The 16,835-nt window shown below is 70.0% G+C and carries 14 protein-coding genes; 8 read left to right on the forward strand and 6 right to left on the reverse strand.

Annotation, left to right across the window (positions count from 1 at the left end; genetic code table 11):
* Positions 1-306: 306 nt before the first annotated feature.
* Positions 307-1,347 carry a tryptophan--tRNA ligase gene (gene trpS, locus WS78_RS33050; RefSeq protein ID WP_038751052.1) on the reverse strand — a complete coding sequence of 347 codons (1,041 nt, stop codon included), beginning with the start codon at positions 1,345-1,347 and terminating at the stop codon, positions 307-309.
* A gap of 167 nt (positions 1,348-1,514) precedes the next feature.
* Positions 1,515-2,579 carry a GlxA family transcriptional regulator gene (locus WS78_RS33055; protein ID WP_059581121.1) on the reverse strand — a complete coding sequence of 355 codons (1,065 nt, stop codon included), beginning with the start codon at positions 2,577-2,579 and terminating at the stop codon, positions 1,515-1,517.
* An 87-nt stretch (positions 2,580-2,666) separates the two neighbouring features.
* Between WS78_RS33055 and WS78_RS33060 the strand changes: the two genes are divergently transcribed.
* The gene (locus tag WS78_RS33060; RefSeq protein ID WP_059581126.1) at positions 2,667-3,365 is read left to right on the forward strand and encodes a DJ-1/PfpI family protein; all 699 of its coding nucleotides are present in this window, start codon (positions 2,667-2,669) and stop codon (positions 3,363-3,365) included.
* A gap of 367 nt (positions 3,366-3,732) precedes the next feature.
* Here WS78_RS33060 and WS78_RS33065 read toward each other — a convergent pair whose 3' ends face one another.
* Complete coding sequence (locus WS78_RS33065; protein WP_059581129.1) at positions 3,733-5,727, reverse strand: ABC transporter ATP-binding protein; 1,995 nt, start codon at positions 5,725-5,727, stop codon at positions 3,733-3,735.
* 1,057 nt (positions 5,728-6,784) lie between these two features.
* On the opposite strand from WS78_RS33065, the gene WS78_RS33075 reads away from it, so the two are divergent.
* A complete protein-coding gene (locus WS78_RS33075; RefSeq protein ID WP_059581132.1) occupies positions 6,785-7,666 on the forward strand; it encodes a Dyp-type peroxidase in 882 nt (293 codons plus the stop codon).
* 59 nt (positions 7,667-7,725) lie between these two features.
* Here the strand turns inward: WS78_RS33075 and WS78_RS36760 are convergent, their stop codons facing one another.
* Entirely contained in the window at positions 7,726-8,247 is a 522-nt protein-coding gene (locus WS78_RS36760) for a hypothetical protein (RefSeq protein ID WP_156437475.1), read from the reverse strand.
* 295 nt (positions 8,248-8,542) lie between these two features.
* On the opposite strand from WS78_RS36760, the gene WS78_RS33090 reads away from it, so the two are divergent.
* Complete coding sequence (locus WS78_RS33090) at positions 8,543-9,769, forward strand: DUF3472 domain-containing protein (protein ID WP_059581138.1); 1,227 nt, start codon at positions 8,543-8,545, stop codon at positions 9,767-9,769.
* 487 nt (positions 9,770-10,256) lie between these two features.
* On the opposite strand, the gene WS78_RS33095 is transcribed toward WS78_RS33090, so the two are convergent.
* Together WS78_RS33095 and WS78_RS33100 are read right to left on the reverse strand one after the other, a co-directional pair.
* Positions 10,257-10,658, reverse strand: coding sequence for an OsmC family protein (locus tag WS78_RS33095; RefSeq protein WP_059581141.1), 402 nt, complete (start codon positions 10,656-10,658; stop codon positions 10,257-10,259).
* A gap of 90 nt (positions 10,659-10,748) precedes the next feature.
* Positions 10,749-11,675 carry a LysR family transcriptional regulator gene (locus tag WS78_RS33100; protein WP_059581306.1) on the reverse strand — a complete coding sequence of 309 codons (927 nt, stop codon included), beginning with the start codon at positions 11,673-11,675 and terminating at the stop codon, positions 10,749-10,751.
* Positions 11,676-11,828: 153 nt separating this feature from the next.
* Here WS78_RS33100 and WS78_RS33105 point away from each other — a divergent pair, with 153 nt between their 5' ends.
* From WS78_RS33105 to WS78_RS33125, 5 genes are all read left to right on the forward strand, one after another.
* On the forward strand, positions 11,829-13,061 hold the full coding sequence (locus WS78_RS33105; protein WP_038744327.1) for an acyl-CoA dehydrogenase family protein: 1,233 nt from the start codon (positions 11,829-11,831) through the stop codon (positions 13,059-13,061).
* Entirely contained in the window at positions 13,058-14,137 is a 1,080-nt protein-coding gene (locus WS78_RS33110; RefSeq protein WP_038744325.1) for a phosphotransferase family protein, read from the forward strand. Before WS78_RS33105 ends, WS78_RS33110 begins: the two co-directional genes overlap by 4 nt.
* Entirely contained in the window at positions 14,134-14,823 is a 690-nt protein-coding gene (locus WS78_RS33115; RefSeq protein ID WP_059581309.1) for a histidine phosphatase family protein, read from the forward strand. Before WS78_RS33110 ends, WS78_RS33115 begins: the two co-directional genes overlap by 4 nt.
* A gap of 34 nt (positions 14,824-14,857) precedes the next feature.
* Positions 14,858-15,628, forward strand: coding sequence for an SDR family oxidoreductase (locus tag WS78_RS33120; RefSeq protein ID WP_038744322.1), 771 nt, complete (start codon positions 14,858-14,860; stop codon positions 15,626-15,628).
* A gap of 189 nt (positions 15,629-15,817) precedes the next feature.
* Positions 15,818-16,609 carry an SDR family oxidoreductase gene (locus tag WS78_RS33125; RefSeq protein WP_059581146.1) on the forward strand — a complete coding sequence of 264 codons (792 nt, stop codon included), beginning with the start codon at positions 15,818-15,820 and terminating at the stop codon, positions 16,607-16,609.
* Positions 16,610-16,835: the final 226 nt, after the last annotated feature.

Raw genomic sequence — 16,835 nt, forward strand, 5'->3', positions numbered from 1 at the left:
ACGGCTGTTTTCGGGCCGGTGAAACGATTCGTCCGAGGAAACGGCGCGTTGTCGAGCGCGTGCGTCGAGCGATCCGACCGACACGCTCGAACGGCACACGCCAAGCGATGCCGCCATGCAGCGATACCCAGACGCTCCAGCGTCCCGGTGCTGCGGCGAAACGTCGAAACGTCGAAACGTCGAAACGGTGAAACGGTGAAACGGTGAAACGGTGAAACGGTGAAACGGTGAAACGGTGAAACGGTGAAACGGTGAAACGGGCGAAAAGGCGAAAAGGCGCAACGTCGCTCCGCGCCGACGCGCGCGTCACCCGACGAACCGCCGGTACGAAAACGCGCCCAGCGCATCGCGCACGTCGTCGAGCGTGCGCTGCGTGACGTCGTTCGCGCGCGCGGTGCCTTCCTTCAGCACGTCGACGACGTAGCCCGGCTCGCGCGCGAGCTGCGCGCGCCGTTCGCGGATCGGCGCGATCAGCGCCTGCAGCTTGTCTTCGAGGCGGCGCTTGAGCGTCATGTCGCCGAGCCCGCCCGCGCGATACGCGGCCTTCAGCCGCTCGACTTCGTCCGGCTCGTCGTCGAACGCGTCGAGATACGTGAACACGACGTTGCCTTCGACCGTGCCCGGATCGGACACGCGCAAGTGGTTCGGATCGGTGTACATCCGCTTGACCGCATCGGCGATCGCCGCCGGCGGCGACGACAGCGCAATCGCGTTGCCCTGCGATTTGCTCATCTTCGCCCGGCCGTCGACGCCCGGCAGCCGCCCCGTCGACGAGATCAGCGCGCTCGCCTCGGGCAGCACGTCGACGCCCGCCTGCCGGTTGATGCGCCGGACGATCTCGTTCGTCTGCTCGATGAGCGGCAGTTGATCGTCGCCGACGGGCACCGTGTCGGCCTTGAACGCGGTGATGTCGGCCGCCTGCGCGACCGGGTAGCAGAGAAAGCCCGCGGGAATGTCGCGGCCGAAGCCGCGCGCGTGGATCTCGTCCTTGATCGTCGGATTGCGCTCCAGACGCGCGACGGTGACGAAGTTCAGATAGAAGAGCGTCAGCTCGGCGAGCGCGGGCAGCCCCGATTGCACGGCGATCGTGCTCCTGCGCGGATCGATGCCGACGGCCAGATAGTCGAGCGCGACCTCGATCACGTTGCGGCGGACCTTGTCGGGATCGTGCGCGTTGTCGGTCAGCGCTTGCGTGTCGGCGACGAGGATGAACTGCCGGTGGGTGTCCTGCAGCGCGATGCGCGTCTTCAGCGAGCCGACGTAATGGCCGAGGTGCAGCGGGCCGGTCGGGCGGTCGCCCGTCAGCGCGATCGGCGCTCGTGCCGGGATCGAGATGTCGTCTTGCATGAACGGTTTCTCCGGGAAGAACCGCCGCAATCCGGGCCGAGCTGGGGCGCGATCGACGCAATGCCGGCCGGATGCGGCGGCATGGTCGTGAACGGGATGTGACTATGCCGCTGCGTCAGGCGCGGCGCCAGCAGTGCGAGAGGGGAGGAAGCTGCGTGGACATGCGGCTAGGGTCGCACATTTTCGGTTCTCGCGCCATGCGGCGCGAACCGCTCGCGGTACGCCCGCGGCGTCACGCCGAGTATGCGCAGGAAGCTGCGCCGCATCGTTTCCTCGCAACCGAACCCGCAGCGCGCGGCGATGCGCTTGATCGGCAGCGGCCCGCCGGCCAGCAGATTGCGCGCCGCCTCGACGCGCATCTGCTCGATCGCGCGCGCGGGCGTCTTGCCGGTCGCCTCGCGATAGCGGCGCATGAAGCTGCGCTCGCTCATGCCGGCGCGCGCGGCGAGCGCCGCGACCGACAGATCCGCGCCCGGATTCGCGGCCGCCCACGCGTGCAGTTCGCTGAAGCCGCCGCCTTCATGCTGCAGCGTCAGCGCCGTGCTGAATTGCGCCTGGCCGCCCGGCCGCTTCAGGAACACGACGAGATGCCGCGCGACGTCGAGCGCGAGCGCGCGGCCGAGATCGTTCTCGACGAGCGCGAGCGCCAGATCGATGCCGGCCGTGACGCCTGCCGACGTCCAGACGTTGCCGTCGCGTACGAAAATGGGATCGGGGTCGACGCGCACGCCGGGGTAGCGCCGCGCGAGTTCTTCGCAGCGCGACCAGTGCGTGACGGCGCGGCGGCCGTCGAGCAGCCCCGCCGCCGCGAGCACGAACGCGCCCGAGCACACCGACGCGACGCGCCGCGTCCGGGCCGCGCGGCGGCGCACCCAGTCGACGAGCCGCGGATCGCGCGCCGCGTCGTGGACGCCCCAGCCGCCCGCGACGATCAGCGTGTCGGACGGCTCGCGCGCGGCGGGCAGCGGCGCGGCGACGAACGCAAGCCCCGCCGACGACGCCACCGAACGCGCGTTCGCGGCGACGACGCGCGGCGCGTACGGAATCGCGAGGCCGCGTTGCGCCGCGAAGTCGTTCGCGGTCGAGAACACCTGGAGCGGCCCGGCGACGTCGAGCAACTGCACGTCGTCGAAGGCGAGCACGTGTACGGCGCGGCGCGCGGCGGCGGGCGCGGGCACGGATATGAGCGGCTCGGCTGGCGGGATTCGTGGGGACTTTGGCATATCCGCCATACGGTACTTGCGTACAGTCGGTTTGTCCACGACGCCGGCGCGGGCGCGCGGCGCGGTGCGACAACTGCGAAAAGGAGGAGGTGAGGAATGGCCATCGAAGTGGGATTACTGTTGTTTCCGCAGGTGCAGCAACTCGACCTGACCGGGCCGCACGACGTGTTCGCGTCGCTGCCGGGCGTCACGGCGCGGCTCGTCTGGAAAACGCGCGAGCCGGTTGCGGCGAGCAGCGGGCTCGCGCTCGCGCCGGACGCGACGTTCGACGACTGTCCGCCGCTCGACGTGATCTGCGTGCCGGGCGGCATGGGCGTCGCCGATCTGATGGAGGACGCGGACACGCTCGCGTTCATCCGCCGGCAGGCGGCGCACGCGCGCTACGTGAGCTCGGTGTGCACGGGCGCGCTCGTGCTCGGCGCGGCGGGGCTGCTGCGCGGCCGGCGCGCGACGACGCACTGGGCGTTCCATTCGCTGCTCGCGCCGCTCGGCGCGATTCCGGTGCGCGAGCGCGTCGTGCGCGACGGCAACCTCGTGACGGGCGGCGGCGTGACGGCGGGGATCGATTTCGCGCTGACGCTCGCGGCGGAACTCGTCGGCGAGGACGTTGCGCAGGCCGTGCAATTGCAACTCGAATACGCGCCGGCGCCGCCGTTCGACGCGGGCGATCCGGACACCGCGCCGGCGCGGATCGTCGAGCGCGTGCGCGAGCGGTCGAAGCCGGTGCTCGCGCGGCGCGAGCAGGTGGTCGCGCGCGTGGCGGCGGCGCTGGAGCGCGGCCGGGCGGAGCGTTGACGCGTATGGTCCGTTGACGGACGGGGGCGCGAGCCGGAGATAGCGGAGCGCGGCGGCGCGGGGCGCGGGCGGATGCCGCCGGATCGCGGGGCGGCGCTCGCGCGGACAGCGTGCGCTTCGAAGCGACGCCGCGCTGCGTGGCTCCGCTCCGTTCGTCGCGATTCGATCGAATCGCGTTTGACCGCGTGGATCGAACGCCGCGACGCTGCGCGCCGTTCACGCGGGGCGTGCGTGCGGGGCGTCGCGATTGCGCGTGATGTGCGCGCGTCGCGTGAAGCGCATCGCGCGAGCGCGACGCAAGACGAAGCGACGCAAGACGGTCGGCGCGCTCGCGCGCGCCCGTGCCTTGCCTTCGTCGCGCCCGCGGCTACTTCTCGACAGCGACCGCCGAATCGTCGATCCGCCCGTCGCCGCCGTCGGGCGCGCGATGCGCGCGCCGCGCGTCGTGTCCGTCGAGCACGCCGGGCTTGTCGCGTTCGCCGCGCTCGTTGCGCTCGTCGCGTCCGTCATGCTCGTCGCTCAGCCACTCGGCGGCGTCGCCGCCCGTCTGCTCGATCAGGCCCTTCGCGAGCTCGAGCGCCTGCCGCTCGAACAGCCGCCGGTAGACGCCGCCTTCGAGCCGGATCAGCTCGTCGTGGCTGCCTTCCTCGATCACGCGCCCCTTGTCGAGCACGATCAGCCGATCGAGCGCGCGCACCGTCGACAGCCGGTGCGCGACGACGAGCGTCGTGCGTCCGACCATCAGCCGCTCCATCGCCTGCTGGATCAGCACCTCGCTTTCGCTATCGAGGCTCGACGTCGCTTCGTCGAGGATCAGCACCGGCGCGTCGGCGAGGAACGCGCGCGCGATCGCCACGCGTTGCCGCTCGCCGCCCGACAGCTTGATCCCGCGTTCGCCGACGAGCGTGTCGTAGCCCTGCGGCAGCTCGGCGATGAACTCGTGCGCGCTCGCGAGCCGCGCGGCGCGCTCGATCTCGCCGCGCGTCGCGCCGGGTCGCGCATACGCGATGTTCTCGGCGAGCGTGCGGTGGAACAGCAGCGGCTCCTGCTGGACGATCGCGATCTGGCTGCGCAGCGAAGCCTGCGTGACGTCGGCGATGTTCTGCCCGTCGATCGCGATGCGCCCGCCGTCGACGTCGTACAGCCGCTGAATCAGCTTGATGAACGACGTCTTGCCCGAGCCCGAATGCCCGACGAGCCCGATCCGCTCGCCCGGCGCGATCCGGATCGAGAAATCGTCGTACAGCGGCTTCGCATGCGCGCCGCTGTAGCCGAACGTCACGTGCTCGAAGCGGATCTCGCCGTGCGCGATCGAGATCGGCTTCGCGCCCGGCTTGTCGTCGATGCCGAGCGGCTGCCGCTCGAGCGACACGAGCTCCTCCATGTCGTTGACGGAGCGCTGCAGGTTGCGGATGTGCATCCCGATGTCGCGCAGATAGCCTTGCAGCACGAGGAACGTCGTGAGCGCGAACGCGATGTCGCCGACGCTCGCGCGATCGTGCGCCCACAGCCACAGCGCCGCGCCGAGGATCGCCGCCTGCATCGCGACGAGCATCGCGCCCTGCACGCCGCCGTTCAGCGTGCCGCGCCGCCACGCGCGGCGGGTGCGCGCGCGCCACTTCGACACGACGCCGTCGAGCCGCGCCTCTTCGCGGGTCTCCGCGCCGAACGCCTTGACGACCGGGTTGCAGCTCACCGCGTCGGCGAGCGCGCCGCCCATACGCGTGTCCCACAGGTTGCCGAGCCGCGCGGCGGGCGCGACGAAGCGCAGCGACATCGTGACCGTCACCGCGATGAACACGACGGAGCCGCCGCCGACCACCGCGCCCATCACCGGCCAGTGCGAGCCGAGCAGAAGCGTCGCGCCCGCGAGCATCACGACGGACGGCAGCAGCGCGACGAGCAGCGTGTCGTTGAGCAGGTCGATCGCCCACATGCCGCGCGTGATCTTGCGCACGGTCGAGCCGGCGAAGCTGTTCGCGTGCCAGTCGGTCGAAAAGCGCTGCACGCGATGGAACGCGTTCGCCGCGATCTGGCTCATCATCTCGAGCGTCAGCACGATGATGTTGCGGAACGCCGCCTGCCGCAGCAACGTGCAAGCGAGCCCGATGCCGATCAGCATGCCGAACGCGTGCAGCGCGCGGCTCCATGCGAGCGCCTTGTCCGCGGCGGTGACGCCGTGCGACAGCGCGTCGACGAGGCGTCCCGCGAAGAGCGGCGTCAGCACGTCGCCGAGCGCGGTGGCGAGCGCGAAGAACGCGATGGCGGCGATGCGCGCGGGTTGCGCGCGCCAGTGCCGGAAGGTGAACGCGAGCACGTCGGTAAACGCTCGTCCACCCGGATGGGTTGTTTTTTGGGCCATTTGTCGGGGCCCGGTCGCTCGTGGCGAACGGGACTTGTCGATTGTTGTTCGAAACGAAAGCCGGACGCATGCCGCTGCGCGTCAGCGCGCGAAGCGAAGGCGGGGAACTGTCCGGAAGCTGTGCGGGCTGGATAGCGGCCCGCGAAGACGACGACTTAGAACGCGCGTCGTGGAACTGCCGTCGGGGAGGTGACATGCATTCGCGACATCTGGCACCTCCTTCGAACGTTGAGTGAGTGGAGTGAAAGCGAGCGGAGTTCAGCTCGTGAAGCGATTCTAGCGGCCGTTTCGCATTGCTGCAATGTCAGACGAATGGATGTTGCCGATTCGATACGGGGCGATGCGCGGCGATGCGGCTCGCCGCATTCGATTGGGGGCGGAGGGAGTGGGTTGGCATCGGGACTCGACGTGCGCCGCGATTGCCACGCGCGGGCGCGCCGGGCGTACGGGCGTACGGGCGTATGGGCGTATGCGTGTGGCGCTATGCGCCCGGCGGGCCGAAGCGGTTCGTACACGCGTGCGCGTGCGCGGCGCGCGAAGCTGTCACGGCGTGCATGTCGCCGATGCGGAAGTCGCGGGCGGGATGCGTCCGCTGATATGTCCCGGGCGGGTGCGTCGGTTTGGCCTTGCGCGCGGCCGGACATGCTTCGAGCGCGTGTATTGCGACCGTGGCTCCCCGTTCCGGGGGGGCCGCGGCGAACGCATGTGCTCGGGACGACGCGTTCCCGACCGGGACGGCGCGAACGGACGCACGCCGAGCGGGCGCGTCCCAGACGGGCACGTCCCAGACGGGCGCGTCCCAAACATGCAGCCCCGAACGCGTCTCTCCCAGAAGGGCCGCTCCCGAACGGGCATGTCCCGAACGGGGACGTCCCGAACGGGCACGTCCCGAACGGGCACGTCCCGAACGGGCACGTCCCGAACGGGCATGTCCCGGACTGGCATGTCCCGAACGGGCACTTCCCAAGCAGGCACGTCCCAAGCAGGCGCGTCCCGACGTTATGGGACAATCCGGCGTCCCCCACCCTGTAGAACCGAACACTGCATCGAGGAAACGATGAGCGATTTTCAGCAAGGCATTCTGGCTCCGATTCCGGCGGCGAGCCGCTACCTGTCCTTCCGGATCACGCATCCGGAGCGTGCGGCGAGCGCGCTCGCCGCGTTGCGCGACGCCATTGACGGCGTCGACACGGTGATCGGCATCGGGCCGTCGCTCGTGCAGGCGCTCGACAAGAAGATCGACGGCCTGAAGGAGTTTCCCGAGCTGTCGGTGCCGGGCGCGCCGGTGCCGTCGACGCCCGCGGCGCTCTGGGTCTGGCTGCGCGCCGACGATCTCGGCGCGGCCACCGTGCGCTCGCGCGAGATCGAGCAGCTCGTCGCGCCCGCGTTCGAGCTCGACTGCGCCGCGAACGCGTTCCGCTACGCGGACGACCGCGACCTGTCCGGCTACGAGGACGGCACCGAGAACCCGGAAGGCGACGAGGCGATCGAAACCGCGTTCGTGTCCGGCAAGGGCGCGGGCTTCGACGGCGCGAGCTTCGTCGCGGTCCAGCAATGGGTGCACGACTTCGGCAAGATGCGCGAGATCCCGGGCGACGAAATGGACCGGATCATCGGCCGCCGCAAGGACGACAACGAAGAACTCGAAGACGCGCCCGCGTACGCGCACGTGAAGCGCACCGAGCAGGAGAGCTTCAAGCCGGAGGCGAAGGTGCTGCGGCGCTCGTCGCCGTGGGCGGACGAGCGCCGCGCCGGCTTGTATTTCGTCGCATTCGGCCATTCGTTCCGCGCGTTCGAGGTGCAGATGCGCCGGATGATCGGCGCGACCGACGGCGTGCACGACGGCCTGTTCCGCTTCACGCAGCCGATCACCGGCTCGTTCTTCTGGTGTCCGCCCGCCAAGGGCGGCAAGCTCGATCTGTCGGCGCTCGGGCTGTAACGCGGTCGCGCGGCGTCGCCGCACGGGCGTCCGTGCGGCCGGCGCGTGCAGCGAATCCGTCAATTCGCGCGCGTGCCGGCGGACCGTTCCACGTCGCCGCGTTGCGCGCCCGAATCTTCCGTCAGGGTTTGCGCAGAAACGCCGGGCTCGCGCTCGGCCGCGCCGGCGCCGTGCCGCTCGCATCGCTCGCCGCTGTGCCGTGGGCCTTGTCTCCCGAATCCGAAGGCTTGGGTTTGCACGGCCGCATCGTCGACGCGCGCGCTCAGGCGGGCTGCACGCCGCAGGTCTCGCAGCGTGCGATCCGGAGGGACACCACCGTGAGTCTCGTCGGCGCGGGGCTCGGCGTATCGCCGGTTCCCGCATCCCCGCGCGAGGATCGGCGCAAGATGGTCGTTTATCGCGACATCGACGCGCCCGGCACGCCGGGTTTCGTACGAACCGGCATCGGCGCGGCGTCGCGGCGATCGTTCCCCGTCACTCGAAGCATTCCGGGAATCGGCGTTCGGGGCATCCGGTCGACGGATTTCGAATGCGATCGAGGCTGATTCGCGCTGCCGGCGAATACCGACGCGAATGCGCAATCAATCGGCAGCCTGATGTTTAATCGGCGGCAATCGATTCATCGGAACGGACGTTTTTCGAACGGCTTCGATTTCCTGTCGGCAGCGCCGCTTCGTTCGGGCGAAGTGAGCAGTGTCGCGCGTTGCGAGCCGCCGGACGGGCCGATGAAAAGCGCGGCGCCGATTTTCACGGAGTCGGCTTCGATCATTTAAACAAGTAGATAATATATTAAATATTAAAAGAAATTGATTATCCCGTCGGATATGGTCGGTTATTTTCATCGGGCGAGTGAGCGTCGCTTATAGTGCACGACGCATGTCCGCCAATCGAAACACCCGTACGAGGAGGATCGAATTGAAATTCAAGTGCATCGCAGCAACCGTCCTGGCCGTGGCGGCCGTCGACGCGACGGCCGCCGGCGCCTGCCTGAACGGCTCCGTGATCGCTTCGTCGACGAGCGCGCCGCTCGTCGCGAGACAAGGCTCGGCGTTCTCGTCGACGCTCTACGATCCGGCGATCACGTCGAACAACCGCACGCACAACCCCGTCATGCTGACGGTGAAGGTGACGAACAAGGGCCAGCCGGTTTCCGGCTGCGATGTCGCGTGGCAGCCGCGGGGCGCAGGCAGTGCGTCGGGCTGGCTCTTTCCGGTGAACGCGTCGACCGGCGCGGACGGGGTCGCGTCGGCGTGGTGGATCGCCGGCAGCGGCGGCGCGCAAACGGCGGTGGCGAGCATCCGCAGGTTCGACGGCACGGCGCAGAGCGTCGCGATCGGCGGCTCGGCGCAGCCGCACCGCACGCGCGCGAACTCCGTCCATCTGAACTACCAGCAGGCGAGCGACTGGACCGCGTTCAGCGTCGACGTGACGCCCGAAGCGCTCGCGCCGACCACCTATTGGGAAGCGATCGGCTGGCCGGGCGCTTACACCGGCATCCAGTCGGTCGACGGCAAGCAGAACGGCCTGGTCCTGTTTTCAGTGTGGGACGCGAACGGCAAGTCGCCGCAGATCATCGCGAAGGGGCCGGGCGTCAGCTGCACGCAGTTCGGCGGCGAAGGCACCGGCTACAAGTGCTCGAAGAGCCATGCGCCCGTCGCGGGCCGGACATATCGCTTCATGGCGTCGATCGCGCCCGTCGCCGGCCAGAACCAGACCGACTATTCGGTGTGGTTCACGGACACGTCGACCAACGTGCGCGAGCTGATCGCGACGCTGCGCTATCAGAAGAGCCTGCAGTCGGCGAATTTCGCGAACAGCTTCGTCGAGGATTGGGCGACGCAAGGCGCGTCGTGTCTCGACGCGACGCAGCGGGCCGGACAGTACGGCAACGTATGGGCGTTCGACAGGGTGGCCGGGCGGTGGGTCGCGGTCAAGAAGGCGACGACGTCGGCCGTCTACACGCCCGATCACAACGAGATCTGCTCGAACTATCAGTTCTCGGTGGTCAACGGCAACTTCCGGATGAGCACGGGCGGCTACGCGGTGGGGCAGCCGCACAATCTGCCGGGCGGGCCGAAGTCGATTCTGCTGACGCTGCCTTGACCCTCGGGCGCGTCGCGCTCGTTCGGCGGCGTGGGGCGCGACGCGTCGTCTGGCCCCGCCTCGCCGCTTGGTTGCATGCCGCCCGGTTGCATCGTCGCTCGCGGTTCGGGCGGTCGGTGCGACGGCCGGGCGCGGTGCCGCCGCCGGTTCGGTTCTGGCGGGCGAGCTTACGTGCGGCTGCCGAGAGGTCGGCGCCGGTGACTGAAGCGGCGCTGCCGCCACCGCCACCGCCGCCGCCACCACCGCGGATGCGAAGCGCGCACGCGCGAGAGCCTGCAACGTGCATCCATCGAACGGGCGGGCCCGATTTGTCCCGCATCGCCGCCGCTAAGCGATCGAGGCGCGTCACCGCGTCGCCCGACGCCTGACGCCTGACACGGCACGGTGCGGCGCAATGCGGCACGCCCGACGCGGCACGCACGAGGCCGCCGCGTGTCGCAGCGCAACGCGGCACGTCGCGCCGCCCTACGCCGCGCCGCCGCATCCGTCACTTCAACGTCGTCTCGATCCGCGTCCCGCGCTTGATGAACAGCGTGACGGGCGTCTTCTCGGCGATTTCCGCGAGCCGTTTGCGCTGCGCATCATCGAGCGCGCCGTCGACCGCGATCGTGCGCCGCACGTACTGCGCGCCCTCGCGGTCGACGTGCAGTTCGGCGCGCGCGGCGAGGCGCGCGGCCGGCCATTCCTTGCGCTGCATGTACATCCGCAGCGTCGCGACCGTGCACGCGGCGAGCCCCGACAGCACGAGCTCGTACGGCGCGGGCCCGACGTTGCCGCCGCCCTCGTGCTCGTTTTCGTCGCCTTGCAGGCGATGCTCGCCGGCTTCGAGATCGACGACGTAGTTCGGCGCGTCGGGCGCCATTTCGGCTGAGGCGTGAATGAGCGGCATCGCGTGTCCTCGAGGTAAAGGGAAGGAGCGGCCGGCATGCCGGCCCCGATTCACGAGCATAAACGGCTTCGCGCCCGCGTGCAGCGGCCGTCATGCGCCCGCGGGATGCGTCGACGCCGCGCGCACGGCGTCGATCACGCGCTCGCGGAGCCACTGGTGCGCGCGGTCGAGCTCGCGCGATTCGTGCCAGTACGCGAGGATCGGATAGGGCTTGAGCCGCAGCGGCAGCGGCTGGACCGCGATCGGCAGGAGCCGCGTCATGCGTAGCGCGTACGAGCGCGGCAGCGTCAGCAGCAGATCGCCCGACGCCGCGATCTGGCACGCGGCGAAATAGTGCTGGCAGACGAGCTGGATGCGGCGGAAGCGGCCGTCGGCGCCGAGCAGCACGTCGAGCGTGTGCGGTTCGCCGAGCGGCGACACCGTCACGTGCCGCGCGGCGAAATAGTCGGCTCGGCGCAGCGGCGCGCCCGCGAGCGGATGATCGCGCCGCATCGCGACGACGAGCGTGTCGTCGACCACGTTTTCGCCGACGATCCGGGGCCCTGCGGGCACCCGGCGCTCGATCGCGAGATCGAGGTTGCCGCTGCCGAGCTCGCGCTCGATGTCGGCGACGGGCACGCGGCGGCTCACGAGCCGCACGCCGGGCGCGTCGCGCGCGAGCGACGCGACGAGCTGCGGCAGCGCGATCGATTCGAGCACGTCGCGCACGCCGACGACGAAGCCGAGGTCGAGCGCGTCCGGGCTGAAGCGCGTCTGAGCGCGCGCCGCGTCCTGCAGCCCCTTCAGATGCAGCTGGACGTCGGCGATCACCGCGCGCGTGCGCTCGGTCGGCACGACCTTGTTGCCCTGCCGCACGAAGAGCGGATCGCCGAAGTGCGCGCGCAGCCGGTTCAGCGCGTGCGTGACGGCCGGCTGCGTCAGGTGCAGCGCGCGCGCGGCGGCGCTGATGCCGCCTTGCACGTAGACCGCGTCGAGCACGCGGAACAGGTTCAGGTCGAGTCGGTGGTCGGGCGGCATCGGCATGTCGGGGATTCGGCGTTCCGGGAAGGCTCGCGCGATCGCGCAAGCCCATCAGTGAAGTCTATGTCCTTGCATAATAAATATTCATTTCATCGATTGTCGAGGATCGCGTACGCTCGTCTTCATTCGAACCGACCACACGGAGACGCCATGGATTTCTCCCCTTCGGCCCGCAGCCGCGAACTGAGCGAGCGCATCGCGGGCTTCATGCGCGACGAGATCGCGCCCGTCGAGGCGCGCTATGTCGAGCAATCGACGGGCGGCGCCGACTGGCGCCTCTGGCGCCAGCCCGACGTGATGGAAACGCTGAAGGCGAAGGCGCGCGCGGCCGGCCTGTGGAACCTGTTCCTGCCGCAGGCCGAGCACGGCGGCGCGGGGCTGTCGAACGCGGAGTACGCGCCGCTCGCCGAACTGATGGGGCACTCGTTCATCGCGCCCGAAGCGTTCAACTGCAACGCGCCCGACACCGGCAACATGGAGGTGCTCGCGCGCTACGGCTCGCCCGAGCAGCGCCGCCGCTGGCTCGAGCCGCTCCTCGCGGGCGAGATTCGCTCGGCGTTCTGCATGACGGAGCCGGAGGTCGCGTCGTCGGACGCGACGAACATGCGGGCCACCGCGGCGATCGACGGCGACGAAGTCGTGCTGAACGGCCGCAAGTGGTGGTCGACGGGCATCGGCCATCCGCTCGCGCGCGTCGTGATCTTCATGGGGCTCACTGATCCGCAGGCGGAGCCGCACCGCCGGCACACGATGGTGCTGTGCCCGCTCGACGCGCCCGGCGTGAAGATCGAACGGATGCTGCCCGTGTTCAATGCGTACGACGAGCCGTCGGGCCACGGCGAAGTCAGCTTCACGAACGTGCGGCTGCCCGCGTCGAACGTGATCCTCGGGCCGGGGCGCGGTTTCGAGATCGCGCAAGGCCGGCTCGGGCCGGGCCGTATCCACCATTGCATGCGCGCGCTCGGCGCGGCGGAGAAGGCGCTCACGCTGCTGTGCGCGCGCGCGACGACGCGCACCGCGTTCGGCAAGCCGCTCGTCAAGCTCGGCGGCAACGGCGACGTCGTCGCGAACCTGCGGATGTCGATCGAGCAGGCGCGCCTCCTGACGCTGAAGGCCGCGTGGACGATCGACACGCAGGGCGTGAAGGCGGCGCTGTCGCTGATCTCGCAGATCAAGGTGGTCGTGCCGGCGGTCGCGCAGCAGGCGGCCGACGCGGCGATCCAGATCCACGGCGGCGCGGGCCTGTCGAACGACTTTCCGCTCGCGGCGCTCTATGCGTACGCGCGCGTGCTGCGGATCGCGGACGGGCCGGACGAGGTGCATCGCGCGGTCGTCGCGAAGCTCGAGGTGAAGCGGCAGCTCGCCGCGGCGGAGGCGGCATGAGCGTGCGCCTCGACGATGCGCGCGACGTGCGCGACGAAGACCGGCTCGACGCGGCGAAGCTCGACGCGTACCTGAAGTCGCGGATCGACGGCTTGACGGGCGAGCCGAGCATCCGGCAGTTCCACGGCGGCGCGTCGAACCTGACCTACCTGATCGGCTATGGCGATCGCGAGCTGGTGCTGCGGCGGCCGCCCGCGGGCGCGAAGGCGGGCACCGCGCACGACATGCTGCGCGAGGCGGCGGTGATGGCGGCGCTCAAGCCGGACTACCGCTACGTGCCCGCGATCCTTGCGCGCTGCGACGACACCGCGGTGATCGGCAGCGAGTTCTACGTGATGGAGCGCATCGCCGGCGTGATCCTGCGGCGCGAACTGCCCGCCGGGCTGAACCTCGATCGCGACGGCGTGCGCAAGCTGTGCGAGAGCTTTGTCGATCGGCTGATCGAGCTGCACGCGATCGACGCGTCGCGCGCCGAAATCGCGGCGCTCGGCAAGGGCGAGGGCTACGTCGCGCGGCAGTTGAGCGGCTGGGGCGAGCGCTGGCGCAAGGCGCTCACCGACGGCGCGAACCCGTGCGACGACGTGCTCGCGTGGCTCGAGCGCAACCGCCCGGCGAGCGAGCGCCGCATCTGCGTGATTCACAACGACTATCGCTTCGACAACGTCGTGCTCGATCCGGCCGACCCGTTGTCGATCGTCGGCGTGCTCGACTGGGAGATGGCGACGCTAGGCGATCCGCTGATGGATCTCGGCGGCTCGCTCGCGTACTGGGTGCAGGCCGACGACGATCCCGCGTTCGTCGCGATGCGCCGCCAGCCGACGCACGCGCAAGGGATGATGACGCGCCGCGAGGTGGTCGACTATTACGGCGCGCGCACGGGCATCGACGTCGGCGGCTTCGAGTTCTACGAAGTGTTCGGCCTGTTCCGGCTGATGGTGATCGCGCAGCAGATCTACCGGCGCTTCGTGCTCGGCCATACGACGAACGAACAGTTCGCGGGCTTCGGCGCGGCCGTGCGCTATCTCGGCGAGCGGTGCCGGCGCGTGATCGCGGCGGCGGCCGGGAGTGCGCGATGAGCGAGCTGTTCCTGATCCGCCACGCGCAGGCGAGCTTCGATGCGGCCGATTACGATTGCCTGTCGCCGCTCGGCGACGAGCAGTCGGCGCGGCTCGGCGCATGGATGGCGCGCGGCGCGCGGCGGCCCGGGCTGATCGCGACGGGCACGCTGCGCCGCCACGCGCAGACGGCCGACGGCTGCGCGCGCGCGGCGGGCGTCGACGCGCCGCGACTCGCGCTCGCGGGCCTCGACGAGCTCGACTCGGACGAGTTGATCGCGCGTCATCGGCCCGAGCTTGCTTCGCGCGACGCGCTGCTGCGCGCGATGAGGGCGCAAGCCGATCCGCGCCGCGCGTTCCAGGCGCTGTTCGCGGCGGCCGTCGCGCGCTGGACGGGCGGCGCGCACGACGGCGACTACGTCTGCCCGTGGCCCGAATTCCGCGCGCGCACGCTCGCGGCGTGGGACGCGCTCGCGCGGCAGCCGGCGCGCGAGATCTGGGCGTTCACGTCGGGCGGGCCGATCGGCGTGATCGTCGCGACGCTTCTCGGCGTGCCCGTCGAGCGCAGCTTCGAGCTCGCGTGGCCGCTCGTCAACACGAGCGTGAGCCGAATCAGGATCGGCCGCGGCGGCGCGCGCGTGACGACGTACAACGGCTGGCCGCACCTCGACGGCGCGGACGACGAGCGGCTCGTCACGCATCGCTGATTTCCTCCCCCTTCATCGACTCAGGATATTCTCCATGACCGCATCCAACCTGTTCGATCTGTCCGGCAAGATCGCCGTCGTCACGGGCGCGAGCCGCGGCATCGGCGCGGACGCCGCGAGGCTGCTCGGCGCGTTCGGCGCGCACGTCGTCGTCACGAGCCGGCGCATCGACGATTGCCGCACGATCGCGAACGAGATCGTCGAGGCCGGCGGCTCGGCCGAGGCGGCCGCGTGCCACATCGGCGAGCTCGACCAGATCGACGCGCTGTTCGCCGCGCTCGAAGACAAGCACGGGCGGCTCGACGTGCTCGTCAACAACGCGGCGGCGAATCCGTACTACGGGCCGATCGTCGACACCGACCCCGGCGCGTTCCAGAAGACCGTCGACGTGAACATCCGCGGCTACTTCTTCATGTCGAGCCGCGGCGCGAAGCTGATGGGCAAGGGCGGCGGCGGATCGATCGTCAACGTCGCGTCGGTGAACGGCGTGGTTCCCGGCTACTGGCAGGGCATCTACTCGATCACGAAGGCGGCGGTGATCTCGATGACGAAGGCGTTCGCGATCGAATGCGCGGCGAGCGGCGTGCGGTGCAACGCGCTGCTGCCGGGCCTCACCGACACGAAATTCGCGTCGGCGCTGACGCAGGCGCCCGACGTGCTGAAGCAGGTGCTCGCGCACGTGCCGATGCGGCGCGCCGCGCAGCCGTCGGAGATGGCGGGCGCGGTGTTGTATCTTGCGTCGGCGGCGTCGAGCTACACGACGGGCGCGGTGCTCAACGTCGACGGCGGGTATTTGTCCGTCTGACGGTTGGCGCTCGGCGTACGCATGCCGCACCGGATGCCGTACGCTGCTGACGGCGGCGCCGATTGCGATTGCAGCCGCGTTCACGGCGACGCGTGGGGTGCGCGACGCATCATGTATCACGCATTCCGCATGCGCGCGATCGCGCATGCGACGAGCGAATAGCGAATAGCGAAACGACTGGGAGTGTTCATGACGAAGAACTTGGCGCCGCGTCTTGCCGGCAAGCGGGCGTTCATCACCGGCGCGGCGGGCGGCCTTGGGCGCGCGATCGCGCGGCGAATGGCCGAGCAGGCGGCGAAAGTGTTCCTGACCGACATCGTCGACGCGGCGGTGCTCGACGCATTCGCGGCGCAGCTGAACGAAGCGGCGGGCGAGCGCGTCGCGTGGGCGGCCGTGCAGGACGTCGCCGACGAAGTGCAGTGGGCGTCGCGGCTTTCGCAGGCGAACGACGCGATGGGCGGATTGTCGGTGCTGGTGCACAACGCGGGCGTCGGCTCGTTCGGCGCGGTCGGGCAGGTTCGGCTCGACGAATGGCGGCGCGTGATGGCGATCAACGTCGAGAGCATCGTGCTCGGCACGAAGCGTGCGCTGCCGTATCTGGAGGCGGGCGCGCCCGCGTCGATCGTCAACATCTCGTCGGTCGCCGCGTTCAAGCACGAGCCTGACTACACAGCGTACAACGCGTCGAAGGCGGCGGTCGCTTCGCTGACGAAATCCATCGCGGTGGATTGCGCGCGCCGGCAGACCGAGGTGCGCTGCAACTCGATCCATCCGTCGTTCATCATGACGGGCATCGTCGCGCCGATCGTCCAGCAAGTCGGCGAGAAGGAGGCGGCGCGCAAGCTCGCGCGCGGCGTGCCGATGCGCCGGCTCGGCGAGCCGGACGACGTCGCGCATGCGGCCGTCTATCTCGCGTCCGACGAGAGCCGCTACGTGACGGGCGCGGAGCTCGTGATCGACGGCGGGATGTGCGCGGTTTGACGTGGCATGCGCATGCCGGCGATGGTCTTTATGCGCGGCCGCCGGCGCGTTCGAATCATGCGCGGCGACGTGATTGCATCGTTGCGGATCGCGGATCGCGGATCGCGGATCGCGGATCGCGGATCGCGGATCGCGGATCGCGGATCGCGGATCGCGGATCGCGGATCGCGGATCGCGGATCGCGGATCGCGGATCGCGCGCATGCGACAGCGGTATGCGCGCCGAG

This window comes from Burkholderia savannae (assembly GCF_001524445.2).
Taxonomy (GTDB): domain Bacteria; phylum Pseudomonadota; class Gammaproteobacteria; order Burkholderiales; family Burkholderiaceae; genus Burkholderia; species Burkholderia savannae.